The 25,830-nt window shown below is 67.5% G+C and carries 28 protein-coding genes and 2 tRNA genes; 14 read left to right on the top strand and 16 right to left on the bottom strand.

Annotated features, from left to right (window positions below):
• Window positions 1-23: 23 nt before the first annotated feature.
• Genes glyS through B0684_RS07490 form a run of 3 tightly spaced genes read left to right on the top strand, consistent with a single transcriptional unit; the run spans window position 24 to window position 3,501 of the window.
• On the top strand, window positions 24-2,105 hold the full coding sequence (gene glyS / locus B0684_RS07500) for a glycine--tRNA ligase subunit beta (protein ID WP_018649587.1): 2,082 nt from the start codon (window positions 24-26) through the stop codon (window positions 2,103-2,105).
• Window positions 2,106-2,114: 9 nt separating this feature from the next.
• The gene (locus B0684_RS07495) at window positions 2,115-2,870 is read left to right on the top strand and encodes a lysophospholipid acyltransferase family protein (RefSeq protein ID WP_018175899.1); all 756 of its coding nucleotides are present in this window, start codon (window positions 2,115-2,117) and stop codon (window positions 2,868-2,870) included.
• The gene (locus B0684_RS07490; protein WP_018175898.1) at window positions 2,860-3,501 is read left to right on the top strand and encodes a hypothetical protein; all 642 of its coding nucleotides are present in this window, start codon (window positions 2,860-2,862) and stop codon (window positions 3,499-3,501) included. Before B0684_RS07495 ends, B0684_RS07490 begins: the two co-directional genes overlap by 11 nt.
• A gap of 24 nt (window positions 3,502-3,525) precedes the next feature.
• On the opposite strand, the gene B0684_RS07485 is transcribed toward B0684_RS07490, so the two are convergent.
• The 7 genes from B0684_RS07485 to B0684_RS07455 form a co-directional block, all read right to left on the bottom strand.
• Window positions 3,526-4,272 (bottom strand): tRNA threonylcarbamoyladenosine dehydratase, encoded by a 747-nt coding sequence (locus tag B0684_RS07485; RefSeq protein ID WP_018649586.1) that lies wholly within the window; start codon window positions 4,270-4,272, stop codon window positions 3,526-3,528.
• Window positions 4,269-5,051: a TatD family hydrolase gene (locus B0684_RS07480; RefSeq protein ID WP_018649585.1), complete on the bottom strand. Its 783-nt coding sequence runs from the start codon at window positions 5,049-5,051 to the stop codon at window positions 4,269-4,271. Before B0684_RS07480 ends, B0684_RS07485 begins: the two co-directional genes overlap by 4 nt.
• A 12-nt stretch (window positions 5,052-5,063) precedes the next feature.
• Window positions 5,064-6,098, bottom strand: coding sequence for an NADP(H)-dependent aldo-keto reductase (locus B0684_RS07475; protein WP_018649584.1), 1,035 nt, complete (start codon window positions 6,096-6,098; stop codon window positions 5,064-5,066).
• Between the two features lie 30 nt (window positions 6,099-6,128).
• Window positions 6,129-7,259 carry an FIST signal transduction protein gene (locus B0684_RS07470; RefSeq protein ID WP_018649583.1) on the bottom strand — a complete coding sequence of 377 codons (1,131 nt, stop codon included), beginning with the start codon at window positions 7,257-7,259 and terminating at the stop codon, window positions 6,129-6,131.
• On the bottom strand, window positions 7,256-7,714 hold the full coding sequence (locus B0684_RS07465; RefSeq protein ID WP_018168748.1) for a hypothetical protein: 459 nt from the start codon (window positions 7,712-7,714) through the stop codon (window positions 7,256-7,258). Before B0684_RS07465 ends, B0684_RS07470 begins: the two co-directional genes overlap by 4 nt.
• A 108-nt stretch (window positions 7,715-7,822) precedes the next feature.
• The gene (locus B0684_RS07460) at window positions 7,823-8,713 is read right to left on the bottom strand and encodes a phosphoribulokinase (protein WP_018144895.1); all 891 of its coding nucleotides are present in this window, start codon (window positions 8,711-8,713) and stop codon (window positions 7,823-7,825) included.
• A gap of 46 nt (window positions 8,714-8,759) precedes the next feature.
• Entirely contained in the window at window positions 8,760-10,598 is a 1,839-nt protein-coding gene (locus B0684_RS07455; RefSeq protein ID WP_018144894.1) for an SLC13 family permease, read from the bottom strand.
• A 267-nt stretch (window positions 10,599-10,865) separates the two neighbouring features.
• Here B0684_RS07455 and B0684_RS07450 point away from each other — a divergent pair, with 267 nt between their 5' ends.
• The gene (locus B0684_RS07450; protein WP_018168747.1) at window positions 10,866-11,714 is read left to right on the top strand and encodes a universal stress protein; all 849 of its coding nucleotides are present in this window, start codon (window positions 10,866-10,868) and stop codon (window positions 11,712-11,714) included.
• Window positions 11,715-11,741: 27 nt separating this feature from the next.
• Here B0684_RS07450 and trmB read toward each other — a convergent pair whose 3' ends face one another.
• Genes trmB through thiS form a run of 3 tightly spaced genes read right to left on the bottom strand, consistent with a single transcriptional unit; the run spans window position 11,742 to window position 13,531 of the window.
• On the bottom strand, window positions 11,742-12,470 hold the full coding sequence (gene trmB / locus B0684_RS07445; protein ID WP_018649582.1) for a tRNA (guanosine(46)-N7)-methyltransferase TrmB: 729 nt from the start codon (window positions 12,468-12,470) through the stop codon (window positions 11,742-11,744).
• 2 nt (window positions 12,471-12,472) lie between these two features.
• Window positions 12,473-13,276, bottom strand: a complete 804-nt coding sequence (locus B0684_RS07440) for a thiazole synthase (RefSeq protein ID WP_018649581.1) — start codon at window positions 13,274-13,276, stop codon at window positions 12,473-12,475.
• A 48-nt stretch (window positions 13,277-13,324) separates the two neighbouring features.
• Window positions 13,325-13,531 carry a sulfur carrier protein ThiS gene (gene thiS / locus B0684_RS07435; RefSeq protein ID WP_018175889.1) on the bottom strand — a complete coding sequence of 69 codons (207 nt, stop codon included), beginning with the start codon at window positions 13,529-13,531 and terminating at the stop codon, window positions 13,325-13,327.
• Between the two features lie 65 nt (window positions 13,532-13,596).
• On the opposite strand from thiS, the gene B0684_RS07430 reads away from it, so the two are divergent.
• The 3 genes from B0684_RS07430 to B0684_RS07420 all read left to right on the top strand — a co-directional run bounded on the left by B0684_RS07430 (window position 13,597) and on the right by B0684_RS07420 (window position 14,339).
• Window positions 13,597-13,670, top strand: a tRNA-Gly gene (locus tag B0684_RS07430).
• Window positions 13,671-13,752: 82 nt separating this feature from the next.
• Window positions 13,753-14,190, top strand: coding sequence for a Fur family transcriptional regulator (locus tag B0684_RS07425; protein WP_018144889.1), 438 nt, complete (start codon window positions 13,753-13,755; stop codon window positions 14,188-14,190).
• 73 nt (window positions 14,191-14,263) lie between these two features.
• A tRNA-Thr gene (locus B0684_RS07420) sits at window positions 14,264-14,339 on the top strand.
• A gap of 28 nt (window positions 14,340-14,367) precedes the next feature.
• Here the strand turns inward: B0684_RS07420 and B0684_RS07415 are convergent.
• The gene (locus tag B0684_RS07415) at window positions 14,368-15,663 is read right to left on the bottom strand and encodes a DEAD/DEAH box helicase (RefSeq protein ID WP_018649580.1); all 1,296 of its coding nucleotides are present in this window, start codon (window positions 15,661-15,663) and stop codon (window positions 14,368-14,370) included.
• Between the two features lie 115 nt (window positions 15,664-15,778).
• On the opposite strand from B0684_RS07415, the gene trxA reads away from it, so the two are divergent.
• Window positions 15,779-16,105: a thioredoxin TrxA gene (gene trxA / locus B0684_RS07410; protein ID WP_012983830.1), complete on the top strand. Its 327-nt coding sequence runs from the start codon at window positions 15,779-15,781 to the stop codon at window positions 16,103-16,105.
• Between the two features lie 189 nt (window positions 16,106-16,294).
• Window positions 16,295-17,554 carry a transcription termination factor Rho gene (gene rho, locus B0684_RS07405; protein ID WP_018649579.1) on the top strand — a complete coding sequence of 420 codons (1,260 nt, stop codon included), beginning with the start codon at window positions 16,295-16,297 and terminating at the stop codon, window positions 17,552-17,554.
• 365 nt (window positions 17,555-17,919) lie between these two features.
• Here rho and B0684_RS07400 read toward each other — a convergent pair whose 3' ends face one another.
• The 5 genes from B0684_RS07400 to rph form a co-directional block, all read right to left on the bottom strand.
• Window positions 17,920-18,168: a transcriptional antiterminator, Rof gene (locus tag B0684_RS07400; protein WP_018649578.1), complete on the bottom strand. Its 249-nt coding sequence runs from the start codon at window positions 18,166-18,168 to the stop codon at window positions 17,920-17,922.
• Window positions 18,165-18,359 carry a CPXCG motif-containing cysteine-rich protein gene (locus B0684_RS07395; RefSeq protein WP_018649577.1) on the bottom strand — a complete coding sequence of 65 codons (195 nt, stop codon included), beginning with the start codon at window positions 18,357-18,359 and terminating at the stop codon, window positions 18,165-18,167. Before B0684_RS07395 ends, B0684_RS07400 begins: the two co-directional genes overlap by 4 nt.
• Window positions 18,359-19,627 (bottom strand): radical SAM family heme chaperone HemW, encoded by a 1,269-nt coding sequence (hemW, locus tag B0684_RS07390; protein WP_018649576.1) that lies wholly within the window; start codon window positions 19,625-19,627, stop codon window positions 18,359-18,361. The genes B0684_RS07395 and hemW overlap by 1 nt, the downstream gene beginning before the upstream one ends.
• Window positions 19,628-19,908: 281 nt before the next feature.
• On the bottom strand, window positions 19,909-20,532 hold the full coding sequence (gene rdgB, locus B0684_RS07385; RefSeq protein WP_018649575.1) for an RdgB/HAM1 family non-canonical purine NTP pyrophosphatase: 624 nt from the start codon (window positions 20,530-20,532) through the stop codon (window positions 19,909-19,911).
• 7 nt (window positions 20,533-20,539) lie between these two features.
• Window positions 20,540-21,259 (bottom strand): ribonuclease PH, encoded by a 720-nt coding sequence (gene rph, locus B0684_RS07380; RefSeq protein WP_018948416.1) that lies wholly within the window; start codon window positions 21,257-21,259, stop codon window positions 20,540-20,542.
• A 121-nt stretch (window positions 21,260-21,380) separates the two neighbouring features.
• Between rph and B0684_RS07375 the strand changes: the two genes are divergently transcribed.
• From B0684_RS07375 to B0684_RS07355, 5 genes are all read left to right on the top strand, one after another.
• Window positions 21,381-22,244 carry a YicC/YloC family endoribonuclease gene (locus B0684_RS07375; RefSeq protein ID WP_018649574.1) on the top strand — a complete coding sequence of 288 codons (864 nt, stop codon included), beginning with the start codon at window positions 21,381-21,383 and terminating at the stop codon, window positions 22,242-22,244.
• A gap of 4 nt (window positions 22,245-22,248) precedes the next feature.
• A complete protein-coding gene (locus B0684_RS07370) occupies window positions 22,249-22,467 on the top strand; it encodes a DUF2835 family protein (RefSeq protein ID WP_018168676.1) in 219 nt (72 codons plus the stop codon).
• A gap of 142 nt (window positions 22,468-22,609) precedes the next feature.
• Entirely contained in the window at window positions 22,610-23,041 is a 432-nt protein-coding gene (locus B0684_RS07365) for an Hsp20/alpha crystallin family protein (protein ID WP_018168675.1), read from the top strand.
• Window positions 23,042-23,264: 223 nt separating this feature from the next.
• Complete coding sequence (locus tag B0684_RS07360) at window positions 23,265-24,170, top strand: DnaJ C-terminal domain-containing protein (protein ID WP_018144871.1); 906 nt, start codon at window positions 23,265-23,267, stop codon at window positions 24,168-24,170.
• Window positions 24,171-24,183: 13 nt separating this feature from the next.
• Window positions 24,184-25,533, top strand: coding sequence for a Do family serine endopeptidase (locus B0684_RS07355; RefSeq protein ID WP_018649573.1), 1,350 nt, complete (start codon window positions 24,184-24,186; stop codon window positions 25,531-25,533).
• Window positions 25,534-25,830: the final 297 nt, after the last annotated feature.

Genomic DNA, 25,830 nt, shown 5'->3' with positions numbered 1-25,830 from the left:
ACTGGACCCAACCTGGACCCAACATGGCCGAAGCCCGAGAACTCCTGATCGAACTTGGCACCGAGGAGCTGCCCCCGACCGCCCTCGCGCGCCTGCGCGACGCCCTGGCCGAGGGCCTGACCACCCGCCTGCGCGAGGCCGGGCTGGAGCCGGGCGAGCCCGAGGCCTTCGCCACCCCGCGGCGCCTGGCCGTGTTGTTCCCGAGCGTACCCGCGCGCCAGCCGGACCAGCTGCAGGAGCGCCGCGGCCCGGCGGTGGCCGCGGCCTTCGACGATGCCGGCGAGCCGACCAAGGCCGTGCTGGGCTTTGCCCGATCCTGTGGTGTCGAGGTCGAGCGCCTGGAGCGCGAGACCACCGACAAGGGCGAATACCTGGTGTTTCGTCAGCTGCAGCCGGGGCGCGCCCTTGGCGAACTGCTGCCGGAGATGCTGGAGGCCGCGCTGGACGCCCTGCCCACACCCAAGCGTATGCGCTGGGGCAGCAGCCGTACCGAGTTCGTGCGGCCCGCACACTGGCTGGTCGTACTGCACGGGCCCGAGGTGCTGGAGATGACCGTGCTGGAACAAACAGCGGGTCGGGAGACCCACGGCCACCGCTTCCATCAGCCCGGCGCCCTGGAGCTCAAGCGCGGGAACGACTACGCCGAGCGGCTGCGTCGCCCGGGGTTTGTCGAGCCGTCTTTCGAGGCGCGCCGCGAGCGCATCCTCGAGCAGGTCCACGAGCAGGCGAAGGCCCTGGGTGGGCGTGCGCTGGTGGATGCGGACCTGCTGGACGAGGTGACCGCGCTGGTCGAGTGGCCGGTGGCGCTGACCGGCGGCTTTGATCCGCGTTTCCTGGATGTCCCGCAGGAGGCGCTGATCTCCACCATGCAGGACAACCAGAAGTACTTCCCGGTGGTCGACGAGGCCGGCCGCATGCAGCCGCACTTCATCGTGATCAGCAACATCGAATCGCGTGATCCGCATGCGGTGCGCGACGGCAACGAGCGCGTGTTGCGCCCGCGCTTCGCGGATGCCGAGTTCTTCTGGCAGCAGGACCGCAAGAAGCGCCTGGAGGAACGCCTGGAGGCGCTGGACTCGGTCGTGTTCGAGAAGCGCCTGGGCACGCTGCGCGACAAGTCCATGCGGCTGGAGGCCCTGATGCAGCGCCTGGCCGGGCTGATGGGCCTCGACGCGCCCCTCGCTGCGCGCGCCGCACGTCTGGCCAAGTGCGACCTGGTTACCCAGATGGTGTTCGAGTTCACCGAGCTGCAGGGCACCATGGGGCGTTACTACGCCCTGCACGACCGCGAGGACGAGACCGTCGCCGCCGCGATCGAGCAGCACTACTGGCCGCGCCAGTCCGGCTCCGAGCTGCCGGACGCCCCGATCGCCCAGGCGCTGGCGCTGGCCGATCGTCTCGACACCCTGGTCGGCATCTTCGCCATCGGCAAGCAGCCCAGTGGCACCAAGGACCCGTTCGCCCTGCGCCGCGCCGCGCTGGGGCTGGTGCGTATCCTGGTCGAGCGCGAACTGCCGCTGGCCTTGACCCCCTTGCTGCAGGCCGCCGCCGAACCCATCCGCGAACGCGTGCCGGAGGCCGATCAGGCCGTGGAACCGGTACGCGAGTACATCCTCGAGCGCCTGCGCGGGTACCTGCTGGAACAGGGTCAGGCGCACGAGACTATCGAGGCGGTGGCCGCGGTCGCGCCGGATGCCCCGCTGGATTTCGTGCGCCGCGTGCGCGCGGTCAGCCTGTTCCGCGAACGCCCGGAGGCCGAGGCGCTGGCCGCCGCGAACAAGCGGATCCACAACCTGCTGCGCAAGGCCGGCGAGGAGGCCGAGGCGGAACTCGATCCGGAGGCCCTGGCGCTGGACGAGGAGCGTCAGCTGTACCAGGGCCTGCAGGCCGTGCGTCCGGGGGTCGAGCAGGCGGTGGCCGACGGTGACTACCTGCATGCCCTCGGCGAACTGGCAGGCCTGCGAGATCGGGTGGACACCTTTTTCGACCAGGTGATGGTGATGGCCGAGGACGCCGCAGAGCGGCGCAACCGCCTGGCCCTGCTGCGTGAACTGCGTCGCGCGTTCGAGACCGTGGCCGACATCGGCCGCCTGGCGACGGGGTAGGGCCGGGCGATGCTGCCCCTGATCCGAGGTCTGCTGTTCCAGCTGGGGCTCGTTGGCTCCATCCTGGTCTTCGGGCTGCTGGTACCGCCGCTGATCTGGCCGTTTTCCCGCCCCGTCCGCTACCGTGTCCTGACCCTGTGGGGCCGGTTCAACGTCTGGTGGCTGCGTGTCAGTTGCGGCATCGATTACCGGGTGCACGGGCGCGAGCACATCGACCCCTCGCGCCCTCATGTGGTGCTGTCCAAGCACCAGTCGGCCTGGGAGACCGTGGCCTTCGTCGCGATCTTTCCCATGCAGACCTGGGTGCTCAAGCGTGAACTGATGCGGATCCCCCTGTTCGGCTGGACGTTGTCCATGCTCGATCCGGTACCGATTGATCGCGAGGGCGGACGCCAGGCCCTGGAGAATCTGGTGGCCGAAGGCAAGCAGCGCCTGGACCAGGGCCGCTGGGTGATCGTGTTTCCCGAGGGCACGCGCGTGGCCCCGGGCGAACACGGGCGTTACCGTCAGGGCGGCGCGATGCTCGCAGTGCGCACCGGCTACCCGGTCCTGCCGGTGGCGCTGAACAGCGGGAGCTTCTGGCCGAAAAAGGGCCTGCGGCGCTATCCCGGCACCATCGAGGTGGTGATCGGGGCGCCAATCGAGACCGCTGGTCGCAAGCCGGTCGAGGTGCTGTCCGAAGCCGAGAGCTGGATCGAGACCACCATGACCGAGATCGAACCTCGCCCCGCCACCCTGTCGACGGAGAAACCCGATGGCCAGTGAACCCCTGATCAGCGCCCCATTGGTCGAACTGCGTGACCGGACCATCTACCGGATCGGCGATTCGGAACCGGCCGTGTGGCTGATCGACGACCTCGAGCTCGGCGGCATCCTGGTGAACGCGCCGATCTATTCGGAGTCGCTCCTGGAGGCGATCCGGGCCATCAGCAAGCCCGCGTACCTATTCCTGCCCAGCCGGTATGGGGCGCAGGATCTGGATGCCTGGCGCGCTGCGGGACTGGAGACCCTCACGTTCGAGGCCGAGGCCCCGGCGATCCGCGCAGCGGGCGGCGAGATCGATATCGCCTTCAACCGCAAGCAGCGCCTGTCGCGCACCATCGACTTCCTGCCGATGGCCGGCGTAACCGATGGCACCTGTGCACTGCGCCTGAAGAATCTGCCCGGCGTGGTCTTCTTCGGCCCTGCCCTGGCCCCGGGCGCGGACGGCTGGCCCACGCTGATCCAGAACCCTGAGGATCATTCCTTCGAGGCACGCCTGTTCGGTGCCCTCGGAGTGAAAGACCTGAAGTTTGCCTACGCCTTCTGCGACCGCTTTGATCCAGCCACTACACAGTTCGGCCCGGACGCTGGCCAGCACATCCAGGCCCGCATCGAGGCCATCTTCGAGGAATAGCCGGTTCGCCCGTCCTGGGCGTGGTCAGGCGCGGGTGATCAGGGTCTGGATCACGTGGCCGGCGGCGGTCAGGCCGAAGATCGCGGGCAGGTAGGAGATGGTGCCGTTGACCGAGCGCGGGCGCCCGCCGTCGCCGACCGGCCGGTGCTCCGTCCCCTTGCGCGGCTGCTCGATGGAGAACACCACGGGATAGTCGAGATGTGCGCCCAGGCGCCGCAGCCGCTTGCGCATCTGCCGCGCGAGCGGGCACACGCGGGTCTCGGTCAGCGGCCCTACGCGCACGGCCGTCGGGTCGATGCGCCCACCTGCGCCCATGCTCGAGATCACGGCCTGCCCGCGGGCCTGGGCGGTCGCGACCAGCGCGGCCTTGCAGACAATGGAGTCGATCGCGTCCAGCACGAAGTCGGCATCCTCGGGGACCAGGTCGCCGATGGTGTCGGGCTGGAGGAAGTCCTGGCGAATGATGACCTCGATGTCGGGATCGATGTCGCGGATGCGGTTCGCCATGATCTCGGTCTTGGGCCGGTCCACGGTGGAGCGCAGCGCGACGAGCTGGCGGTTCAGGTTGGAGGCCCCGACCACGTCGTGATCGGCGAGGGTCATGCGTCCGACCCCGGCCCGCGCGATCGCCTCGGCCGCGTAGCTGCCCACACCGCCCAGTCCGGCGATGAAGACATGCCGATCGCGCAGGCGCGCGGTGACGTCATGCCCCAGCAGCAGATCCGTGCGTTCGGTAAAGGGATTGTGCGGGGCGTCGGCGGGCGAGCTCATGCAGCGGAACCGGTCGGGAGCCGGAGGACCCGGCGTGCGTTTTGTGACGTGATTATAGCCATCTCGGCCGGATCCATGTCTCGCAGGGCCGCGAGCTGGCGGTTGACCTCGGCGGTCATGGCCGGTTCGTTGCGCTCGCCCTGGTGTCCGGCCAGCGGTTGGTCCGGGGCGTCCGTCTCCACCACCAGCGCCTGCAGCGGTGCGTCGCGCACCACGCGGTGCAGTTTCTTTGCGCGCTCGTAGGTCACGGGCCCTCCGATCCCGAGTGCAAAGCCGAGATCCGCCGCCTGCCGAGCCTGCTGCGGACTCCCGATGAAGGCATGCAGGATGCCGCTGATGCCGGGGTACTGGCGCAGGCCCTTCAGGACCTCGTCGAGCGCGCGTCGGCTGTGGATGATCACCGGCAGCTCGCGTTCCCGGGCGATGGCCAGTTGCCGCGTATAGAACCGCCACTGACGGTCCCAGTCGAGCTCCTGGTGGTAGCCGTCCAGTCCGATCTCGCCGACGGCGACGGTCTCCGGGTGCGCGTCCAGCCAGGCCTCCAGCGCGTCGAGGTCGTCATCGGCATGGTCTTGCAGGAAGATCGGGTGCAGACCATAGGCGACATGCAGGCCGGCGTCCTGCCGGTGCAGGGCGTCCAGATCCGGCCAGCGCGCACGCGTGACGCCGGGCAGAACCAGCTCCTGCACGCCGGCGGCCCGGGCGCGGTCCAGCACCGCCGGGCGGTCCGGATCGAACGCGTCGAGGTCCAGGTGGACGTGCGTATCGATCAGGTGCATCGGGACCAACCCCTACGGACAGGGGTTGGTGTAGCGGGCGTGGATCGCCTCAATGGCCTCCAGCACGGCGGCGGACAGGGTGATATCCACAGTCGCGATGTTCTCGCGCAACTGTTCCATGGTGGTCGCGCCGACCAGGTTGCTGGTCACGAACGGCTGCTGGTTGACGAAGGCCAGTGCCAGCTGGGTTGGGGTCAGTCCGTGTTCGGCGGCGAGCCTGGCGTACTCGGCGGTCGCGGCCAGACCGGATGCGTTGCTGTAGCGCTGGAAGCGCTCGAACAGGGTCAGCCGGGCACCTGCCGGCTTGGCGCCATCCAGGTATTTTCCGGAGAGCATGCCGAAGGCCAGCGGCGAGTAGGCCAGCAGGCCGGCGTCCTCGCGGATCGCCATCTCGGCCAGGCCGGCCTCGAAGCTGCGGTTGAGCAGGTTGTAGGGATTCTGGATGGAGACAATGCGCTCGGACAGGCCGCGGTCATGCGCGCGGATCCATTCCATGAAACCCCACGGGGTCTCGTTGGATATACCGATAGTCCGTACGCGGCCGCTGTCGACCATGGCCTTCAGGGCGGCGGCGGTCTCCTCGATCGGCGTGGCATCATCATCCGGCTTGTGGCTGTAGCCGAGCTGGCCGAAGAAGTTGGTCGCGCGGGCCGGCCAATGGACCTGGTAGAGGTCCAGATAGTCGGTCTGCAGCCGCTTGAGGCTGTCGCTCAGGGCCTGTTCGATATGCTCGCGGTTCAGCTGCGGTCCGCCGCGCAGGTAGTCGATCATGCCGGGGCCGGCGACCTTGCTGGCCAGCACAACTTGATCGCGGTTCTTGCGCTGCGCCAGCCAGTTGCCAATGTAGGTCTCGGTCAGGCCCTGGGTCTCCTCGCGCGGCGGCACCGGATACATCTCGGCGGCGTCGATGAAGTTCACCTTCTGCTCCAGCGCGTAGTCGAGCTGCTCGTGCGCCTCGGCCTCGGTGTTCTGCTCGCCCCAGGTCATGGTGCCCAGGCCGATCAGGCTGACTTCGATATCGGTACGTCCCAGCTTGCGGTACTGCATGCCTTCTCCCGGGGTGTGGTGGAGTGCGTTTCAGGTGAACAGGGTCAGGACCCCGGTGTAGCCGTACAGGCGGTTGGCGAAGATCTCGCCATTGGCGAAGAAGCCGACCAGGGGTACGTCCCCCAGTCCCTTTTGCACGATAGCCAACTCCGCGCCTTCCTGCCCGAACTGGTGGCGTCCGCGCCCGACACAGGAGACGTAGAGCGCCCCGCGAATGCCGTTGGGTGCCTGGGCGCGCACCTGTTCCAGCATGCGTTCCAGGTCGTCGCGGGCGGCCTGGCCGTCGCGGCGCACGAACAGGATCTGCGACCCCGGTTCCAGCATCTCGCCGATCGCGAGCACCTCCTGGTCCAGGTCCACCCCGATAATGTTGCGCACGCGATAGTCGCCGGTATCCGAGCCGGCGATGGGAAAGCCGACCAGGATGTAGCCCAGCGCGCGTTCCAGATCGCGCGACAGGACATCGCCGATGATGCCCTTGAATGCCGGCAGCGCCTGCTGCCCGTCAAGGCGCACGATGATGTTGCGCCAGGTCTCGGTCAGCTCGTGCTGGCCGGGCAATGGTGTGCAGCCCTGGCTGTGGCGCGCGGCGATGGCGACATCGTCGCGCAGCGCCAGGCCGGTGATGCCCGAGGCGGAGACCCCGTCGGCGATCTGTACCACGCCGGGCTCGCCGGAGTTGACACCCCCGGTGGCGAACCAGGCGGTCTGCTCGCCGATCTCGGTCAGTATGTCTTCCAGGCCCTCCGTTTGGGGGTCGGCATTCAGGATCAGACGCCCCGGGGTCTGCGGGTCGAGGAAGCCGTCCAGTTCCTGTACCAGATCCTCGAAGCGACGTACCGGATGGTAGATGACCCGAACACTGGATGCCGGGAACTCGCCGATCATCAGGGTCACACCGGGCTGCTCGTAGAGCTCGTCGCGCGGGCCGATGATCGCCATGGCCATGCCGCCGACGAAGTGATCGATCCCGAGGCCTTCGCGCAGGTGTTTCAGCAGGCTGCGGGCGTGGCGGCTCAGGGGGTCGGAGAGATAGATGAAGCCGACGCGTACCTCATCATCGCCACGTACCGGCTGTTCGCCGAGCTCGGCGATCAGGGTGGTGGCCAGGGCCCCGGGCTCGTCGCCGTGGGCGGTGGCGCTGCGAAAGGGTGTGGTCATAAACCGAGATGCTCCAGCATGCTGAGGGCCTCGTTGTCTTCGACCGGCAGGCCGGTGTGCACGTGCAGGCCGCCGTCTTCGGCGAAGACCAGGCGGGCGTGGTGGCGAGTGTCCAGTTCCTCCAGAAACCAGGCGATCTCGGAGGGGTGCACGGCATGCTGCCCGCGCGTCAGGTGGCGCACGAGGATGGCGTCCTCGCGTACGTCCAGAAACAGTGGCTGAGGGAGGTCCAGCGGCAGGATGTAGGTCTGCACCAGCCATTCCACCGGGGTGGGGCGCCGCCGCGGCAGTGGCCGGCTGTCCATGCGGAAGTGCCCGCCGCCACCCGGCTGCTTGATGAGCTCCTCCAGCCAGTCCCCGTTGAAACCCTGGTGCACGATCAGCGAGCGTCCGTCGTAACGGCTGCGAAAGCGCTCCATCTGTTGGGCCGGCCGTGGCCCGAAGAGTCCGAACACGCCAACTCCGTCCTGTTGGTTAAAGCCCGAATCCTAGCGGAATGCCCGGCCTTGAACGAAAAAAGCCCCGCCGGAGCGGGGCTTGGGAACTTCTCTTGGGCTTGCGGATCAGCCGCGACGCGACAGCATCTCGTGGATGATCGGGGCCAGGATGACCTCCATCGCGAAGCTCATCTTGCCGCCCGGGACCACCAGGGTCTTGGGATCGGACATGAAGGAGTCCGGGATCATGTTCTGCAGGTACGGGAAGTCGATGCCGAGCTTCGCCGGATCCTTGAAGCTGATCACCACCATCGACTCGTCCGGGGTCGGCACCGCGCGGGCGATGAACGGGTTGGAGGTGTCCACCGTCGGCACGCGCTGGAAGTTGATGTCGGTGTAGCCGAACTGCGGGGTGATGTAGTTCACGTAGTCCGGCATGCGCCGCAGGATCGTGTCGACGATCGCCTCGGCGGAATAGCCGCGCTCGGCGTTGTCGCGGAAGATCTTCTGGATCCACTCGAGGTTCACGATCGGCACCACGCCGATACCCAGGTCCACGTGCTGCGCGGCGTCCACTTCGCCGTTCACGACCAGGCCGTGCAGGCCTTCGTAGAACATCAGATCGGTGCCCGGCTGGATCTCTTCCCAGGGGGTGAACTCGCCCGGTCCAAGGTTGGTGCCAAGGCGCTCGTTGTGCTCGGCGGCCTCTTCGTCGGAGTGCAGGTAGTAGCGCTTCTCGCCCTGGCCGGTCTCGCCGTAGGTCTTGAACAGCCCCTCGATGCGATCGAACAGGTTGGCTTCGGGGCCGAAGTGCGAGAAGTGATCGTTGCCGTCGGCGGCGGCCTTCTGCATCGCCTCCTTCATTGCCTTGCGGTCATAGCGATGGAAGCTGTCGCCCTCGATCACAACCGGGCTGATCTGCTCGCGACGGAAGATGGACTCGAAGGAGCGCTTGACGGTGGAGGTGCCGGCACCCGAGGAACCGGTCACCGCAATCACGGGATGCTTCTGGGACATGGGATTTCTCCTTGCAAACGGGTTGCTAAAGGTTGCGTTTAACAGACTAGAAAATCAGGTTGAGCATGAACATGGCGACCACGGCGAACAGGATGGTCATGATGCCGCCCGCCTTCATGAAGTCCTTCACCCGATAGCCGCCGGGGCCCATGATCAGGGCGTTCACCTGGTGGGTCGGGATCAGGAAGGAATTCGAGGTGGCGATCGCCACGGTCAGCGCGAACACGCGCGGGTCGGCATCCATGCCCGCGGCCTGCGCGGCGATCGCGAAATTGATCGCCAGCGGCACCAGCAGCACGGTCGCGCCGACGTTGGACATGACCAGCGTGAAGAACGTGGCCAGGGCAAAGATCGTCGCCTGCAGCACCCAGGGCGGTACGGTCCCCAGCATCTCCAGCGTGTTCTGCGCGATCCAGGCGGCGGTTCCGGTGTTCTCCACCGCCATGCCTAGCGGGATCAGTGACGCCAGCAGGAAGACGGTCTTCCAGCTGACGGCGCGATAGGCGTTGTCGAGGCTGATGACGCCGGTCAGGATCATGCCCAGTGCGCCGGTCAGCAGTGCGACCGAGAGCATCAGGTCGGTGAACACGATCAGGCCCACGGTCAGCGCCAGGAAGAACAGCGCATGCGGCACCTTGGACGGTACCAGTTCCTCGCGCGGATAGTCCGACGTGATCACCACGAAATCGCGGTCCTGCTCCAGCCGGGCCAGCGATTCCCAGGTGCAGTGCACCACCAGGATATCGCCCGGTTCCAGGGGGATGTCGCGTAGCCCCTCGCCGTAGGTCTCGTTGCCGCGCTGGATGCGCATCACCGACAGGCCGTAGGTCTGGCGCATCGCCAGTTCGGTGACCGTCTTGCCGGCGAGGTTCGAGCCCGGCGCGATGGCGACCTCGGCGACGCCGGAACGCCCACTGTCCAGGGCGTTGGCGAACACGTCGAGATGGGTGCTGGGACGCTTGCGCGTGCCCTCGCACAGCTTTTCCATGCGTGACGGGCTGGCCAGCACGGCCAGGTGCGAGTTGGCCTGGATCTCGTAGCCGGTCCACGGTGCCATGCGCAGCTCGTCGCGCATGTAGGTGCCGACGATCGCGATCCCGGTCTCGCGCTCGATCTCGGCCACCGTGCGCCCAACCATCGGGTCGTTCTCCGGGACGAACAGCTCATGGATCTCGTAGGACAGGCCGTACACGCGCTGGAAGTAGTCCTGTGCACTTTCGCGCTGGGTGGCCTTGCTCTTGACCGACGGCAGTACGAAGCGGCCCAGCAGCACGAAGTAGACGATGGCGGTGGCCAGCAGGGCCAGGCCGATCGGGGTCACGTCGAACAGCTGGAACGGTTCCATGTCCGACGGCAGCAGGTCGTTCAGCAGGATCAGCGGGCTGGACCCGACCAGGGTGATGGTGCCGCCGACGATCGCGGCGAAGCCCATCGGCATCAGCAGGCGCGACAGCGGGATGTTCAGGCGATTGGAGATGCGGCTCATCACCGGCATGAACAGCGCGGCTGCGCCGATGTTCTGCATGAAGCTGGAGATTACGCCGACGGTTCCGGAGACGGTCGGGATGATGCTTTTTTCGGTGGTGCCACCCACGCGCATGATGAACGCCGCCACCTTGTGCATCACGCCGGTCTTGTCCAGGCCGGCGCCGATAATCATCACCGCGATGATCGAGATCACCGCATTGGAGGCGAAGCCGCTGAACAGCTCTTCCTGGCCGACCAGCATCCCGAGTCCGGGCACCAGCGTCAGCAGGCCGAGCAGGACCATCACCGAGATCGCCGCCAGGTCGACCCGGATGATCTCGGAGACAAACAGGAAGATCGTGAACGCGAGCAGCGCAAGCACCACGATCATCTCGGTGGTCAGCGTAAGGTTTTCCATGTTCCAGTCGTGTCCTGAGGACCCGCGCCGGACGGCGCGTGGCCAGAAGCCGAAAAAGGGGACTCGCGCCGGGCGCAGGCGCCGAGGCGGGTCGGCGGAAACAGATTCCGCCTTTCCCTTGAAAGCGCGGGATTATTTCATCCCGCGGGCACGGACGCAAAAAATGCGCTGGCGTTGGGTAGGCGGTTCGTTCGGCGCGGCCCCGAGTGCTGGCGTTTGCCGGCATGTCGGTTATGCTTGGAAAAAAGTCCAGGTGGAGACCCCAGCATGTCCGATTCAGATGCCCCGCTGTGCCGTTTCGAGACCATCGTCCTGGCGACGGATGGCTCCGAGTTCAGCGAATCCGCCGAGAATGTGGCGCTGGATCTGGCGCAGCGCTGTGGTGCGCGCCTGATCGTCGCACGGATTATCCGCACCGATACCCAGCACGATGCGTTGTCTCCGCCGCGCAGCCACGAGGCGAGCGTTGCCGGCCAGACCGATCTGGACGCACTGGAAAAGCGCGCCCGCGAGGTGGGCATCGATGCCTCCATGATCCTGCGCCACGGGGTCGACCGGCACCAGGAGATCGTCGCCATTGCCGAGGAGTTCAAGGCCGGGCTGATCGTCATCGGCCGACGCGATCGAGGTGACCTCTCGCGCCTGATGGTGGGCGACGCCACGCGCAAGGTCGTGGGGCTCGCACCCTGCAACGTGATGATTGTCCCGCGCGGCGCCCAGGCGCCGCATCGCGGGCTTCTGGTGGGGACCGACGGCTCCGACCTTGGGGACCAGGCCGCGCGCGCCGCAATCGAGCTGGCCGGCTATTGCAAGCTTCCGATCACGATCGTGTCCGTGGCGGTCCCGGGGCAGAACGAGGAGCGGCGTCAGGAGGGTGTCCAGGCCATCCAGCGTCTGCAGGGCGAGGCCCGCGAGAAGGGGCTGGAGGCCGATGCGACCTTCGAGGAGGGGCGCCCCGAGGTCACCCTGCTGGAGGTCGCTGCGCGCGACCATCGCGATCTGGTGGTGGTCGGCAGCCACGGGCGTACCGGGCTCAAGCGCCTTCTGATGGGCAGCGTGTCCGAGCGCGTGATTGGCGGGGCTGACTGCCCGGTCCTGGTGGTCAAGAACGCCTGATCCGACCCGGCATCGCGCCGGGTATCATCAGGCGGGTTCGTCGGTGCGCCGGTAGAGCAGATCGGCGACCTGGTGGCCGCGTTGCTCCCCGCGCCGTTCGAACTTGGTCACCGGGCGCTCCGGCGGCCGGCCGGGAGCCGGGATCGGGCCGTCCGGCACGAACCATGGCCGGCATTCCTCCAGCACCACCATCATGTGTTCGGCATATTCGGCCCAGTCGGTCGCCAGATGCAGCCGTCCGCCCGGCCGGATGCGCGTCGCCAGGTGGCGCACGAAGGCCGGCTGGATCAGGCGCCGCTTGTGGTGGCGCTTCTTGTGCCAAGGGTCGGGGAAGAACACCTGCACGCAGTCCAGGCTGGCGGGCGTCAGGTAGCGCTCCAGCAGTTCCACCGCATCGACGTCGCTGACGCGCACATTGGTCAGGCCGCGCTGCTCCACCTCGCGCAGAAGATGCCCGACCCCCGGCCGGTGCACCTCGATACCGATGAAGTCGCGTTCCGGCTGGTTCGCGGCCTGCTCGGCCAGGCTCTCGCCGTCCCCGAAGCCGATCTCCAGCGTCACGGGTGCCGTGCGCCCGAAAACGGAAGTCAGGTCCAGCGGTGCCGCGGGTTCCGGTAGCTGCAGGCCAAAGCGCGGTAACAGGTCGTCCAGTGCCCGCTGCTGGCCCGGCGTCAGCCGGCCCTCGCGGCGCACGAAGCTGCGGATGCGGCGGTAGAACGGCTTGTCGTCCGTCTCGGCGTTGGCGTGGTCGCTCATGCTCAGCTGAAGAACAGGCCGGTCTGCGGTGAGGAGGCCGAGGCGTAGCGCCGCGGCGCCATGCGCCCGGCGCGAAAGGCCTGGCGCCCGCCGATGATCGCGTGGCGCATCGCCGAGGCCATCAGCACCGGGTCGTCGGCGGCGGCGATGGCGGTGTTCATCAGCACGCCGTCGCAGCCCAGCTCCATTGCGATCGCGGCGTCCGAGGCGGTGCCGACCCCGGCATCCACCAGCACCGGAACCGTGGCGTTCTCCACGATCTCGCGGATGTTGTAGCGATTCTGGATGCCCAGGCCCGAGCCGATCGGCGCGGCCAGCGGCATGATCGCCAGGCAGCCGATGTCTTCCAGGCGCTTCGCCAGCAGCGGGTCGTCGGTGGTGTAGACCATCACGTCGAAGCCTTCGGCCACCAGCGTCTCGGCGGCCTTCACGGTCTCGAAGACGTCCGGGTACAGGGTCTTCTCGTCGCCCAGGACCTCCAGCTTCACCAGGTTGTGGCCGTCGAGCAGCTCGCGTGCCAGGCGGCAGGTGCGGATCGCATCCTCGGCATTGAAGCAGCCGGCAGTATTCGGCAGCAGCGTGTAGCGCTCCGGCGAGATCACGTCCAGCAGGTTGGGTTCGTCCGGGTTCTGGCCGATGTTGGTGCGGCGGATGGCGACGGTCACGATCTCCGCGCCGCTCGCCTCGATGGCGTCGCGGGTCTGGTCGAGATCGCGGTACTTGCCGGTCCCAACGAGCAGGCGGGAGGTGAACTCGCGCGTGCCTACGCGGAACAGGTCGTCGGCGGACGCGGCCGATTCGGTCATGGTCATTCCTTCGTTGAAAAGTGGTCGCAGGCCGGGCGGCTGGCCAATCTAGCCGCCCCCGATCGCCTGCACGATCTCCACGCGATCCCCGGGTTTCAGGGGATGGGCCGCGTGCTCGCTGCGCGGGACCAGCTCTTCGTTCACCTCCACCGCCAGACGGCGGCCACCAAGGCCGCGTGCCTCGATCAGCGCGGCCAGGGTGGCCTCGCGATCATCGGGGAGTTCAAAGGGTTCGCCGTTCAGCTGAATCTGCATGGTTCTTCGACTGCTCAGTTTACCGTTGAGCCGGAGGCCGACAAGGCCTACAATCGGCGGCGCAAGCGGGTGTAGTTCAATGGTAGAACGGGAGCTTCCCAAGCTCTTAATGTGGGTTCGATTCCCATCACCCGCTCCATTCTATCAGGCTTCCCGGCCTCACCGGTCCCCGGAAAGCGGGATATGGACTTGCTCCAGATCCCTGTTATATCGTCGGAATCATGAACATCGACTCCAACAACCCGGATCTGCTCTCGGTCCACGCCGCGCGCGAAATGCTGCGCGAGCACGCGATCTCCCCGACCGAGCAGCGCGTCGAGATTGCCCGCGTGATGTTCGCCCGCCATCAGCACCTCAGCGCCGAGCAAATCCTCGGGCAGCTAATGCGGCATGCCTCGCGGGTGTCCAAGGCCACGGTGTACAACACCCTGAACCTGTTCGCCGAGAAGGGGCTGGTGCGCGAGGTCGTGATTGATCCGGCCAAGCTGTTCTACGACTCCAACCTGAATCCGCATCACCACCTGTTCCATACCGATACCGGGCAACTGGAAGACGTGGATCCGGCGCGGATCGACATCTCCGATCTGCCCGCCCTGCCGGAAGGCAAGGAACTCGAGGGTGTGGACGTCGTCTTCCGCGTGGGCCGCCGCCGCTCCTGAGCCGGTGATCGGTCGATTGTCCGGGCTCGCCGGATTGTGGTCGGCACCGGCCCTCGCTATCATGTCGCGCTTCGCCGGTGTAGCTCAGTTGGTAGAGCAATCGATTCGTAATCGATAGGTCGGAGGTTCGACTCCTCTCGCCGGCACCATCTTTTTCTGTGGTTTTCCCGCGTCCGCTCAGCCCCGGTTGCCGCTGCGCTGCGGGCGGCTGCCTCCGGGGCGGCCGCCTCCGCCGGAGCGCGGGCCACCGCGGCGATCGTCGCGCGGCTTGCGCGGGCGCGGTTTCGGCTTGACCGCATCCTGGAACAGGCGTGCCGGGTCCACGCTCGCGGTGGGGATGCGCTCGCCCAGGTAGCTCTCGATATCCGGCAGGTAGAAGGCCGAGTCCTCGCAGCCGAAGCTGATCGCGTCACCTTCGGCGCCCGCACGTGCGGTGCGCCCGATACGGTGCACGTAGTCCTCGCCGGACTGCGGCAGATCGAAGTTGAAGACATGCGTGACCGCCGGGATGTGCAGCCCGCGGGCGGCCACGTCGGTCGCCACCAGGTAGGTGTATTCGCCAGCGGCGAAGTGTCCCAGCAGCTGCGAGCGCTTGTTCTGCGGCACGTCGCCGGACAGCAGCGCGGCCTTCTGGTCGTTCACGTTCAGCCAGTCGCAGACCTTCTCGGCGCCGTGCTTGGTGTTCACGAACACGATGGCGCGCTCCGGCTTGAGGTCGCGTGCGAGCCCGAGGAGCAGCGGGATCTTTTCGTCGTTGGCCGGGTAGTAAATCACCTGGCGCACGCGGTCGGCAGTCAGGGTCTCGGCCTCGACCTGGACCTTTTCCGGATTGTTCATGTGCTCGTACGCCAGCTCCATCACGCGGAAGGACAGCGTGGCGGAGAACAGCATCGACAGGCGTTCGCTGGCCGGCGCGCAGCCACGCATCAGAAAGCGCACATCCTTGATGAAGCCGAGATCGAACATGCGATCCGCCTCGTCCAGCACCACCACCTCCGTATGCTTGAGGCCGAAGACCTTCTGCTTGAAGTAGTCGATGATGCGTCCGGGCGTGCCGATCAGGATGTCGGCGCCGGCCTCCAGCTGTTCGCGCTGGCTGTCGTAGCCGGTGCCGCCGTAGGCCAGCGCGAGCTTCAGCCCGGTCTCGGCGCCCAGCGATTCGGCATCCTTGTGGATCTGGATCGCCAGTTCGCGGGTCGGGGCCAGGATCAGGGCGCGCACGTCCGTGGGCCGCCGGTTGGGCGAAGGCTGCTGGCGCAGCAGGCGGTTGAAGGTCGCGATCAGGAAGGCGGCCGTCTTGCCGGTCCCGGTCTGGGCCTGGCCGGCGACGTCGTGGCCGGCCAGCGCGATCGGCAGGGTCTGTGCCTGGATCGGGGTGCAGGTTTCGAAACCGGTGGCGCGGATGCCCGCCTGGACGGGTTCGGGCAGATCGAGCTGGTCGAAGCGGGGTGTGTCCTGCACGGTTTCGGTCATGGGGTTCCTCGGTTCCTGCGTATTACTTGAACTGTCCGGCGTTGATCGTCGATAGTAAGGGCCGTGCAGCCGGCGGTGCGGGCTGCTCCCCCAACCCAAGTCATGAGGGCTCGGAGTGAGCGACAAAATTGTGTACACATCGGACGCCGGTTTCGACGAGGACGTCCTGAAGGCGGATCAGCCGGTCCTGGTGGACTACTGGGCCGAGTGGTGCGGGCCCTGCAAGATGATCGCCCCCATTCTGGACGAAATCGCCGAAGAATACGCCGGCAAGGTCAAGGTCGCCAAGCTGAACATCGACGAGAACCCGTCCACGCCGCCGAAGTACGGCATTCGCGGGATCCCGACGCTGATGCTGTTCAAGAACGGCGATGTCGAGGCCACCAAGGTCGGTGCCCTGTCCAAGTCGCAGCTGACTGCGTTCCTGGATCAGCACCTGTAACACCCGGGCCTGGCGGTTAACCGCCAGGCCTCGCAGGCGCCCGGCTTCACCGGGGTTGCCCCGCGCCGCCGCCTCGCTTACCATCGAACCAGTTCGAGTGGCCGCCAGGCCATTCCCTGCCTCCTTCCAGTCAATCCGAGTGACCACCCCCGGTCGCCGATCATCCACGTTGAACACAGCATCCCACGCATGAATCTGACCGAATTGAAGCGGATGTCCGCTGCCGATCTCGTGGCCTTTGCCGAAGAAAAAGGCATCGAGAACATGTCCCGTGCCCGCAAGCAGGAGATCATCTTCGCCCTGCTCAAGGCTCACGCGAAGAGCGGCGAAGCCATCTTTGGCGACGGTGTCCTCGAGATCCTCTCCGACGGCTTCGGCTTTCTCCGCAGTGCCGACAGCTCCTATCAGGCCGGGCCGGACGACGTCTATGTCTCGCCCAGCCAGATCCGACGCTTCGGACTGCGCACCGGCGACACCATCTCCGGCAAGATCCGCCCGCCCAAGGACAACGAGCGCTACTTCGCGTTGTTGAAGGTCTCGGAGATCAACTTCGAGCCGCCGGAGAACGCCAAGCACAAGGTGCTGTTCGAGAACCTCACCCCGCTGCATGCCAACAAGCGCATGCGCATGGAGCGCGGCAATGGCTCCACCGAGGACATCACCGCGCGGATCATCGACATCGTCTCGCCGTTCGGCAAGGGCCAGCGCGGCCTGATCGTCTCCCCGCCCAAGGCGGGCAAGACGCTGATGCTGCAGAACATTGCCCAGAGCATCGCCGGCAACTACCCCGAGTGCTATCTGATCGTCCTGTTGATCGACGAGCGCCCGGAAGAGGTCACCGAGATGGACCGCATGGTCCAGGGCGAGGTCGTCTCCTCCACCTTCGACGAACCGGCCCAGCGCCACGTGCAGGTCGCCGAGATGGTGATCGAGAAGGCCAAGCGCCTGGTCGAGCACAAGCGCGACGTGGTGATCCTGCTGGATTCCATCACCCGCCTGGCGCGCGCCTACAACACCGTCTCGCCCAGCTCCGGCAAGGTGCTCACCGGTGGTGTGGATGCCAACGCCCTGCATCGCCCGAAGCGCTTCTTCGGTGCCGCGCGCAACGTGGAAGAGGGCGGCAGCCTGACCATCATCGCCACCGCACTGGTCGAGACCGGGTCGAAGATGGACGAGGTGATCTACGAGGAGTTCAAGGGCACCGGCAACATGGAGCTCCAGCTGGAGCGCCGCATCGCGGAGAAGCGCATTTATCCTGCGATCAACGTGAACCGTTCCGGTACCCGCCGCGAGGAGCTGCTGACCGCACCCGAGGAGCTGCAAAAGCTCTGGATCCTGCGCAAGTTCCTGCACGGCATGGACGACATCGAGGCCATGGAATTCCTGCTCGGCCGCATGCAGTCGTCCAAGACCAATTCCGAATTCTTCGACCAGATGAAGCGCAGCTGACAGGGGGCGGGCTGCGCCCGCCCCCTGTCAGCGCGAGCGCCAGCGAAGCGATCGCCCCACACAGCCCCGGTCCCTTCCCGGGCTGGCGCTCCGAGCCCTCCTGGTTGCCCGCAGAGGGCGCGGAGCGCATAGAGAAGGCCCATTCTGGTCCAGCGGGATTGCAGGGCTGTTGATTCGCAGGGGATGGCAAGTTGCCGGAAGCCCGGTTACGGCGTACCCCAAAAGGGTCCACGCCTTCTGCGTTGTGCATGATCCAGCGGTGTCTACCGCCCCCGACAACCCCTGCGCCTTTCTCCGTGTCCGCTGTGCCCTCTGTGGTGCGGCGATCAGACGAGCCAGCTCGCCGGTCGCAGCCCGGATGGCGTTCAGCCCGGGATCGGCTCGAAGCTGATCAGCCGGTCCAGGCGCCACCATTGCCGCCGGCCCTCGGCGTCACGCAGGATCAGGTACTCCGCGCTGCGCCGGGTGCGCAAGTCCAGCGGCCGCACGATCGCGATGCGGTCCATCTCCCCGCGGCGCCAGTGCGTGCGCAGGGACTGACCGCGTAGGATGGCCAGCTCCAGCTCGGAATAGCGCTCGCAGTCGATCGGGGTATACGGTGGCGCCGCGCTCACTCGCCCTCCCGCTGGGCAGCGACGCGCGGAATCTCCTCGTCGCCGGCATCCTCGCGGCGGAACACGATGGGGGCACAGCACACCGCGCAGTCCTCGACCCATTCGCGGTCATTGCTGACCATGTCCACCGTGATCTCGCCGGGCTCGCCGCACCAGGGGCAGGCGAAATCAACAAACTCGACGGGACGCATTATCGACCCTCCTCCCGGCCCGCGGGCCAGGCTATCGGCGTGGCGATCGAGTCCTGCGGAGTCCCTTCCGGAAGAAAACGCTCCAGCACGTCATTGAGAAACGCCAGGCCCCGTTCCGTGGCCTGCAGGCGCTCCGTATCCGCCCCCAGCAGCCCGTCCGCGCGCAGTTCGGAAAGCGCCGGCTCGAGCGCCGCCAGCGGCAGGCCGCAATGCGCCTCGAAGCTCGCGGCCGGAACCCCTTCCACCAGCCGCAGCGCGTTCAGCATGAACTCGAAGGGGCGTTCCGCCGTCGGCACGGTCTGATCGTTGTGCTGCTGCGGCCCGGCGAGATAGGCCTCCGGCTGGCGCGGCTTCATCCGCCGCAGGATCGTGCCATCGTGCACCTGCGTCAGCTTGCCGTGGGCCCCGGCGCCAATGCCGAGATAGTCGCCGAAGGTCCAGTAATTGCGGTTGTGGCGACATTCCTGCCCCGCGCGGGCATAGGCGGATATCTCGTATCGAGTATAGCCAGCTGCCGCCAGATGGGACTGGCCGCGGGTGAACAATTCCTCGATTGTGACGTCCTCCGGCAGTTCGGGTGGGCGCGCCGCGAATAGGGTGTTCGGCTCGAGGGTCAGCTGATACCAGGAGATGTGCCCCGGCTCCTGTTCGATGGCCGCCTGCAGGTCCGCCAGCCCGGCCGCCACCGACTGACCCGGCAGGCCGAACATCAGATCCAGATTGATCGCCTCGAAGCCGGCGGCGCGGGCGTGCGCCACTGCGTCGCGGGCCTCGGTGGCGCCGTGGATGCGGCCCAGCCGGGCGAGCATCGCATCGTCGAAGCTCTGGACACCCAGCGACAGCCGATTGACCCCGGCCTCGCGGTAGCCGCGAAAGTAGGCGCGATCGGCGGTGCCAGGGTTGGCCTCCAGGGTCACCTCGCAGTCCGGGCGCAGCGGCAGCCGGGCACGCAGACCAGACATGAGAGCGTCCAGCGCCTCCGGCGGGAACAGGCTCGGGGTCCCGCCACCGATGAACACGCTCTCCAGCCGTCGCCCCCATATATCCGGGAGCTGGCCCTCCAAATCCCGCAGCAGCGCCGCCACGTAGTCGTCGAACGGCGCCTCGCCGCGGGGCTCGTGGGAGTTGAAGTCGCAGTACGGACACTTGCGCACGCACCAGGGCAGGTGCACGTACAGCGCCAGTGGCGGCGGATGGATCAGGGTGGAGTTCATGTGCGGAGCATAGGCGAGCCCCCGGGTGGCGTCGAAAGCACCCAGTCCCGTCATTGCGGCCTCCGACGTCTGGGTTTTCGCGCCGATCGCCTCGGCGCTGCGCGCCTCGCGATGACGGTGACCGGAATCACGGTCATCGCGAGCGCCGCAGGCACGCGGCGATCTCCCGGGCCGGACCCCGACGCGGGCCCGAATATGCGCCGGGGTGTCGTCGGGAGGTTGCCACGGCCCCTGCGGGGCCTCGCAACGACGAGCACAAAGACACCGTTATCACGAGGCGCGCAGCGCCGTGGCGATCTCCCTGGATGCGCCCCGGAGCCAGGCAGGACCGGGTGTCAGGCCGTCGGGTTGCCCATACGGTTGCGCAGGCTGGCCACGAGCTGTTGCAGGGCCTGGCCGCGGTGGCTCAGGCGGTTCTTGGTCGCCGGGTCCAGTTCGGCCGAGGTGCAGCCTTCCTCCGGAACGAAGAACAACGGGTCGTAGCCGAAGCCCTCGGCGCCGCTGGCCTGCTCGGCGATGCGTCCGGGCCACACGCCCTCGGCGATGATCGGGGCCGGGTCCTCGGCGTGTTCCAGGTACACCACCACGGCGCGGAAACGCGCACCCCGCTGTTCCGGTGGAACGCCTTGCAACGCCTCCATCAGCCGCGCGTTGTTGGCGGCATCGTCGGCGTCCGTACCGGCGTAGCGCGAGGAGTAGATCCCCGGCTGGCCGCGCAGGGCCTCCACCTCCAGCCCGGAGTCGTCGGCGATCGCCGGCAGTCCGGTGTGCCGGGCGGCGTTGCGCGCCTTCAGGATGGCGTTCTCCACAAACGTCAGGCCGGTCTCCTCGGCCTCCGGCACGCCATGCTCCGATTGCGGCTCGACCGCCAGGCCCAGTGGTTCCAGCAGGGCGCGGATCTCGCGCAGCTTGCCGGGGTTGCCGGTGGCCAGCACCACGCGCCGTGGTTCGCCCGCCATGCCCGGATCAGCCTTCGGCCAGAACGGCGCTCTGGGCCTCGCAGATCTCGCGGATGCCCTTCTCGCCCAGATCCAGCATCTGGTCCAGCTCGTCGCGGCGGAAGGCGTGGCCCTCGGCCGTGCCCTGGATCTCGATCACCCCGCCGGCCTCGTTCATCACCAGGTTCAGGTCGGTCTCGGCCTGGGAGTCCTCGTCGTAATCGAGATCCAGCACCGGCGTGCCATTGAAGATGCCCACGGAGACCGCTGCCAGGTGCCCGTGCAGCGGGTCCTTGCGGATCAGGCCCTGTTCGCGTGCCTTGCGGATGGCATCGCGCAGCGCGACGTAGGCCCCGCTAATCGCGGCCGTGCGGGTGCCGCCATCGGCCTGGATCACGTCGCAGTCGACGATGATCTGGCGTTCGCCGAGGGCCTCGAGGTCGACCGCGGCACGCAGCGAGCGGCCGATCAGGCGCTGGATCTCCATGGTGCGACCGCCCAGCTTGCCCCGGGCGGCCTCGCGCACCATGCGCTCGTGGGTGGAGCGTGGCAGCATGCTGTATTCGGCGGTGACCCAGCCGCGGCCCTTGTTCTTCAACCACGGCGGCACGCGCGACTCCACCGTGGCGTTGCACAGCACACGCGTGTCCCCGAATTCCACCAGTACGGAACCCTCCGCGTGACGGGTGAAATGGCGGGTAAAACGCACGGGGCGCATCGCGTCGGCTGCTCGGCCACTGGGTCGCATGCTGTGATCCTTGCTAGATTTGAGAGGGGCGCAGTATACGGGCCATGAGTGTAGTGCGTCGCCCGATGGGGTGACGCACTACACTCATGGCTTGCGCGGCAGGGATCGCAACGGGGGAATAATGATTACCAGCATGACCGGATTTTCCCGGCACGCCATCACCCTGGATGGGGGCGTGTTCGACTGGGAGCTCAAGAGCGTCAATCACCGCTACCTGGAGCTGCGGATCCACCTGCCGGATCACCTGCGCTCGCTGGAGGCCGAGGTGCGTAAACGCCTCAAGGGCCATTTGGCGCGCGGCAAGGTGGACGTGGTGCTGCGTGACCGGGGCCAGGCGGACAACGCCCCGGAGGCCTTCGATCAGGAGCGCGCGCAGGCGCTGATCGATGCCTGCGCGGCGATCGAGCGAAGGATGCGCAATTCGGCCCCGGTCTCGCCGCTGGACGTGCTGAGCTGGCCCGGCGTCCTGCAGGGCGCCTCGGATGCCGGCGAGGTCCTGGCGGAGCCGCTACTGGCCGGCTTCGACACCGCGCTGGAGGCCCTGGTCGCAATGCGCACGACGGAGGGGGCGGCCCTGGCCGATGGCATGCGCACGCGCCTGGAGGCCCTGGCGGAGCATGCCCGGACGGTCCACTCGCGGCGTCAGCCGATGCTCGACGAGCAGCGCGAACGCATCCTGGCGCGCATCCGCGAACTGGACCTGCACCTGGACCCGAAACGCCTGGAACAGGAGGTCGCGTTGCTGGCCCAGCGCATGGATATCGCCGAGGAGCTGGATCGCATCGATGGTCACGTGACGGCCGTGCGCGAGATCCTGGACCAGGGCGGGCCCAGCGGTCGGCGGCTCGACTTCCTGATGCAGGAGTTCAACCGCGAGGCCAACACCATCTCCTCCAAGTCGCACGATCTGGAGATCACGCGTGCCACAGTGGAGATGAAGGTCCTGATCGAGCAGCTGCGCGAGCAGGTGCAGAACCTGGAATAGCGCGATGCGCCGGTTTCGCCTGCGCCTGGCGATCTCGCGCCAGGAGATGGAGGACTACTACACCGGGCGTGCCGCGGTGGTCTTTGCGCAGGCCGACAGCGGCGAAAGTGTGCAATTCCCGGCGCGGCTGCTGCGCAGCCATCTGGATCAGCGCGGCGTGCATGGCGTGTTCGAGCTGATCACCGACGATGACTACAAGCTGAGGGAGTTTCGGCGCCTGTAGCGGAGACACTGATCACTGTGCACAATCGACTCGAGCGCGAGCGGGTGCCGTGATCCGCGTCTTCCTCAGGCCCTTGAAAACGCGGGAAGTGTCCCCTATTGCTATGGGTGAGTCAGATGACGCCCACACAGGAGGGAACACCATGACCATGACCCGCTACGAACCGTTCAGCCTGCTCGGTCAACTGTCGCGCGAACTCGGTCGCATGCCGGACATGCCCGGCGCCGAGGACTCTTCCGCGACCTCAGACTGGGCCCCCGCGGTAGATATCCGCGAAGAGACCGATGCCTACGTGCTGCATGCCGATATCCCCGGGGTAGACCCGAAGGACATCGAACTGAACATGGAGAATGGCGTGTTGACCCTGCGCGGCGAGCGCAAGCACGAAAGCGAGGAAGAGAAGGATGGCTACAAGCGCATCGAACGCGTGCGTGGCACGTTCTTCCGCCGCTTCTCGCTGCCGGATACGGCGGATGCCGAAAACATCTCCGCGCGCAGCGAGAACGGCGTGCTGGAGGTGCGCATCCCGAAGCAGGCCCGCGTGCAGCCGCGCCGGATCCAGATCGAGAACTGATCCGGCCTCACGTGCCCGGTGGGGATGCTCGCCCACCGGGCGAGACACGGGCGCTGCCCGGGGTTCCACCCGCGGTGGCGCCCGTTTTTTTGAACCTTGGGAGGCACGGATCTTTTTCTGCGGCTCCTGTCTCCCGGGGTGACAGCCGCATCCCGGCTATCATGCCCACTGGCGGGATCCGGGTGTCACCCGAGGACGCAGCCGCAACCGCTCGAGGAAAGCAATGGAATACAAGGACTACTACAAGGTCCTCGGTGTGAGCCGCGACGCGAGCCAGGACGAGATCAAGAAGGCCTACCGCAAGCTGGCGCGCAAGTACCACCCGGATGTCAGCAAGGACCCGGACGCCGAGACCCGCATCAAGGAGGTCAACGAGGCCTACGAGGCCCTGGGCGACGCGGAAAAGCGCAAGGCCTATGACCAGCTGGGCTCTAACTGGCGCCAGGGACAGGACTTTCGTCCGCCGCCCGGATGGGACGGCCGGGCGCAATACGGCGGTGCCCGCGGGGGCGCCGATGCCGGCGGCTTCTCGGACTTCTTCGACTCGATCTTCGGCGGTGGCGGCATGGGTGGGGGGCGTCGCCGTGGTGGGGCCGGCTTCAACATGCGCGGCGCCGACCGCGAGGGGCGCGTGGACATCAGCCTGGATCAGGCGCTCAAGGGCACCGAGGTCTCGGTTCAGGATGCCGAGGGCCGGGTGCAGCGCGTGCGCATCCCCGCCGGGGCCAAGGATGGCTCGCGCCTGCGGGTGCGCGGCCAGGGCGACCCGGGCGTTGGCAGTGGTGGCGCCGGCGACCTGCTGCTGGAGATCCGGGTGAAGCCGGACAATCGCTACACGCTGGACGGTCGCAACCTCTACCGCGACATCCCGATCACCCCTTGGGAGGCCGCGCTGGGCGCGACGATCGAGGTGCCCACGCCGCATGGCTGGGTCAACCTGAAGGTCCCGGCTGGTACCCAGTCGGGCAAGCAGATGCGCCTGAAGGGCAAGGGACTGCCGGGCAAGCCACCGGGCGATCTCTACCTGAAGCTGCTGGTGCAGGTCCCGCCGGAGGACGAGGCCGGTGACTGGTACCGCAAGATGGCCAAGGAGTCGTCCTTCGCCCCGCGCGCCAACCTGGCGCCCTGATCGAGGATCGCCCATGCGTCGGCTGGTTCCCCTTCTGATCCTGGCCCTGGCCCTGCTCGGGGCCGCACCGGCCGCCGCCCAGCTCCCGGCCGCGGTGGACGGTGAGCCCCTGCCCTCCCTGGCGCCGATGCTCGAGCGCACCATCCCCGGGGTGGTGAACATTGCCACCCGCGCGCGGGTGGTGGAGTCGGTTAGCCCGCTGTTCGACGACCCCTTCTTCCGCCGGTTCTTCGATGTCCCCGAGCGTTCGCGTGAACGCGAACGCCAGGGTCTGGGCTCCGGCGTGATCGTGGACGCCAAGGCCGGCACCATCCTGACCAACAGCCACGTGATCGCGCGCGCCGACGCGATCCTGGTCACGCTCTACGATGGCCGCCAGTACGAGGCCGAGGTGGTGGGGACCGACCCGGCCACCGACGTCGCCGTGATCCGCATCGACGCGGAGGACCTGCAGGCGATCCCGCTGGCGGACTCCGACGCCCTGCGCGTGGGCGACTTCGTGGTCGCCATCGGCAACCCCTTCGGCCTCGGCCAGACGGTGACCAGCGGCATCGTCAGTGCCCTGGGCCGCAGCGGACTGGGTGGTGACGGCTTCGAGGACTTCATCCAGACCGATGCCTCCATCAACCCCGGCAACTCCGGCGGGGCGCTGGTCAACCTGCGTGGCGAGCTGGTTGGAATCAATACCGCCATTCTCGCGCGCGGCGGGGGCAACATTGGTATCGGCTTCGCGATCCCCGCCAACATGGCCAGCCAGATTCGCGACCATTTGCTGGCGGAGGGTCGTGTCGAACGCGGCGCGCTGGGCGTGGAGATGCAGGATCTGACCCCGGCGCTGGCCCAGGCCTTTGAGTTGGATATTTCCCAGGGCGCCGTGATCACGCGCGTGGTGCGTGGATCCGCGGCCGAACGCGCCGGCCTCCAGAGCGGAGACATCGTGCTGCGGGCGGACGACCAGCCGGTGCGCAGCGCCGGCGATCTGCGCAACCGGCTCGGCCTGCTGCGCGCCGGTTCCGATGTGCGCCTGGACGTCCTGCGCGACGGGGCCGAACAGCGGATCGTGGCCCGCCTGGATCGCCCCGAAGAGCGGCGCATCGAGGGCGCGGCCGTGCATCCGCGGCTGGAGGGTGTTCGCTTGTCCGAGGCCACCGGGCGTGACGGGGGCAGTCGCGTGGCGGTGATCGCGGTGGAGCCCGGCACCCCGGGGGCGCGCGCCGGTCTGCGCGCGGGCGACGTGCTGCTGGCCATCAACCGCCAGCGCATCCAGCGCCTGTCCGACCTGCCGCAACAACTGGCCGCACACCAGACCCTGGAGCTGCAGCTGCGTCGCGGCAACCAGACCCTCTTCCTCACCCTGCGCTGAGGACCGGCCGTGTTCCAGTGCGCCCGCGCGCAGCTCCGTCACCCGGCTAACCCCGTCATCCCGGCCGGAGCGAAGCGGAGAGCGCGGGATCTCCCGCGCTGGAGCCTCCGCGGACGCCCGGCTCATCTCCGGCGGTGGAGATCCCGGATAACCGCTGTGCGGTTTCCGGGATGACGATGTGGGGGCGGCGGCCGGAATGCCCGATGTCCTGAGCTGGGCCCCGTGGGAGCCTGCTCGCAGGCGAAGCTCCTGCCAAAGTCGGACGCGGGCCGGGGCATTCGCCTGCAAGCAGGCTCC

It is taken from the genome of Thioalkalivibrio versutus (assembly GCF_001999325.1).
GTDB classification, from domain to species: domain Bacteria; phylum Pseudomonadota; class Gammaproteobacteria; order Ectothiorhodospirales; family Ectothiorhodospiraceae; genus Thioalkalivibrio; species Thioalkalivibrio versutus.
This window is presented reverse-complemented; position numbering and strand designations above follow the sequence as displayed.

Coding starts and splice junctions, on each gene's coding strand:
- glyS (WP_018649587.1), top strand. CDS start 24: ATGGCCGAAGCCCGAGAACTCCTGATCGAACTTGGCACCGAGGAGCTG.
- B0684_RS07495 (WP_018175899.1), top strand. CDS start 2,115: ATGCTGCCCCTGATCCGAGGTCTGCTGTTCCAGCTGGGGCTCGTTGGC.
- B0684_RS07490 (WP_018175898.1), top strand. CDS start 2,860: ATGGCCAGTGAACCCCTGATCAGCGCCCCATTGGTCGAACTGCGTGAC.
- B0684_RS07485 (WP_018649586.1), bottom strand. CDS start 4,272: ATGAGCTCGCCCGCCGACGCCCCGCACAATCCCTTTACCGAACGCACG.
- B0684_RS07480 (WP_018649585.1), bottom strand. CDS start 5,051: ATGCACCTGATCGATACGCACGTCCACCTGGACCTCGACGCGTTCGAT.
- B0684_RS07475 (WP_018649584.1), bottom strand. CDS start 6,098: ATGCAGTACCGCAAGCTGGGACGTACCGATATCGAAGTCAGCCTGATC.
- B0684_RS07470 (WP_018649583.1), bottom strand. CDS start 7,259: ATGACCACACCCTTTCGCAGCGCCACCGCCCACGGCGACGAGCCCGGG.
- B0684_RS07460 (WP_018144895.1), bottom strand. CDS start 8,713: ATGTCCCAGAAGCATCCCGTGATTGCGGTGACCGGTTCCTCGGGTGCC.
- B0684_RS07455 (WP_018144894.1), bottom strand. CDS start 10,598: ATGGAAAACCTTACGCTGACCACCGAGATGATCGTGGTGCTTGCGCTG.
- B0684_RS07450 (WP_018168747.1), top strand. CDS start 10,866: ATGTCCGATTCAGATGCCCCGCTGTGCCGTTTCGAGACCATCGTCCTG.
- trmB (WP_018649582.1), bottom strand. CDS start 12,470: ATGAGCGACCACGCCAACGCCGAGACGGACGACAAGCCGTTCTACCGC.
- B0684_RS07440 (WP_018649581.1), bottom strand. CDS start 13,276: ATGACCGAATCGGCCGCGTCCGCCGACGACCTGTTCCGCGTAGGCACG.
- thiS (WP_018175889.1), bottom strand. CDS start 13,531: ATGCAGATTCAGCTGAACGGCGAACCCTTTGAACTCCCCGATGATCGC.
- B0684_RS07425 (WP_018144889.1), top strand. CDS start 13,753: ATGAACATCGACTCCAACAACCCGGATCTGCTCTCGGTCCACGCCGCG.
- B0684_RS07415 (WP_018649580.1), bottom strand. CDS start 15,663: ATGACCGAAACCGTGCAGGACACACCCCGCTTCGACCAGCTCGATCTG.
- rho (WP_018649579.1), top strand. CDS start 16,295: ATGAATCTGACCGAATTGAAGCGGATGTCCGCTGCCGATCTCGTGGCC.
- B0684_RS07395 (WP_018649577.1), bottom strand. CDS start 18,359: ATGCGTCCCGTCGAGTTTGTTGATTTCGCCTGCCCCTGGTGCGGCGAG.
- hemW (WP_018649576.1), bottom strand. CDS start 19,627: ATGACGGGACTGGGTGCTTTCGACGCCACCCGGGGGCTCGCCTATGCT.
- rdgB (WP_018649575.1), bottom strand. CDS start 20,532: ATGGCGGGCGAACCACGGCGCGTGGTGCTGGCCACCGGCAACCCCGGC.
- rph (WP_018948416.1), bottom strand. CDS start 21,259: ATGCGACCCAGTGGCCGAGCAGCCGACGCGATGCGCCCCGTGCGTTTT.
- B0684_RS07375 (WP_018649574.1), top strand. CDS start 21,381: ATGATTACCAGCATGACCGGATTTTCCCGGCACGCCATCACCCTGGAT.
- B0684_RS07370 (WP_018168676.1), top strand. CDS start 22,249: ATGCGCCGGTTTCGCCTGCGCCTGGCGATCTCGCGCCAGGAGATGGAG.
- B0684_RS07365 (WP_018168675.1), top strand. CDS start 22,610: ATGACCATGACCCGCTACGAACCGTTCAGCCTGCTCGGTCAACTGTCG.
- B0684_RS07360 (WP_018144871.1), top strand. CDS start 23,265: ATGGAATACAAGGACTACTACAAGGTCCTCGGTGTGAGCCGCGACGCG.
- B0684_RS07355 (WP_018649573.1), top strand. CDS start 24,184: ATGCGTCGGCTGGTTCCCCTTCTGATCCTGGCCCTGGCCCTGCTCGGG.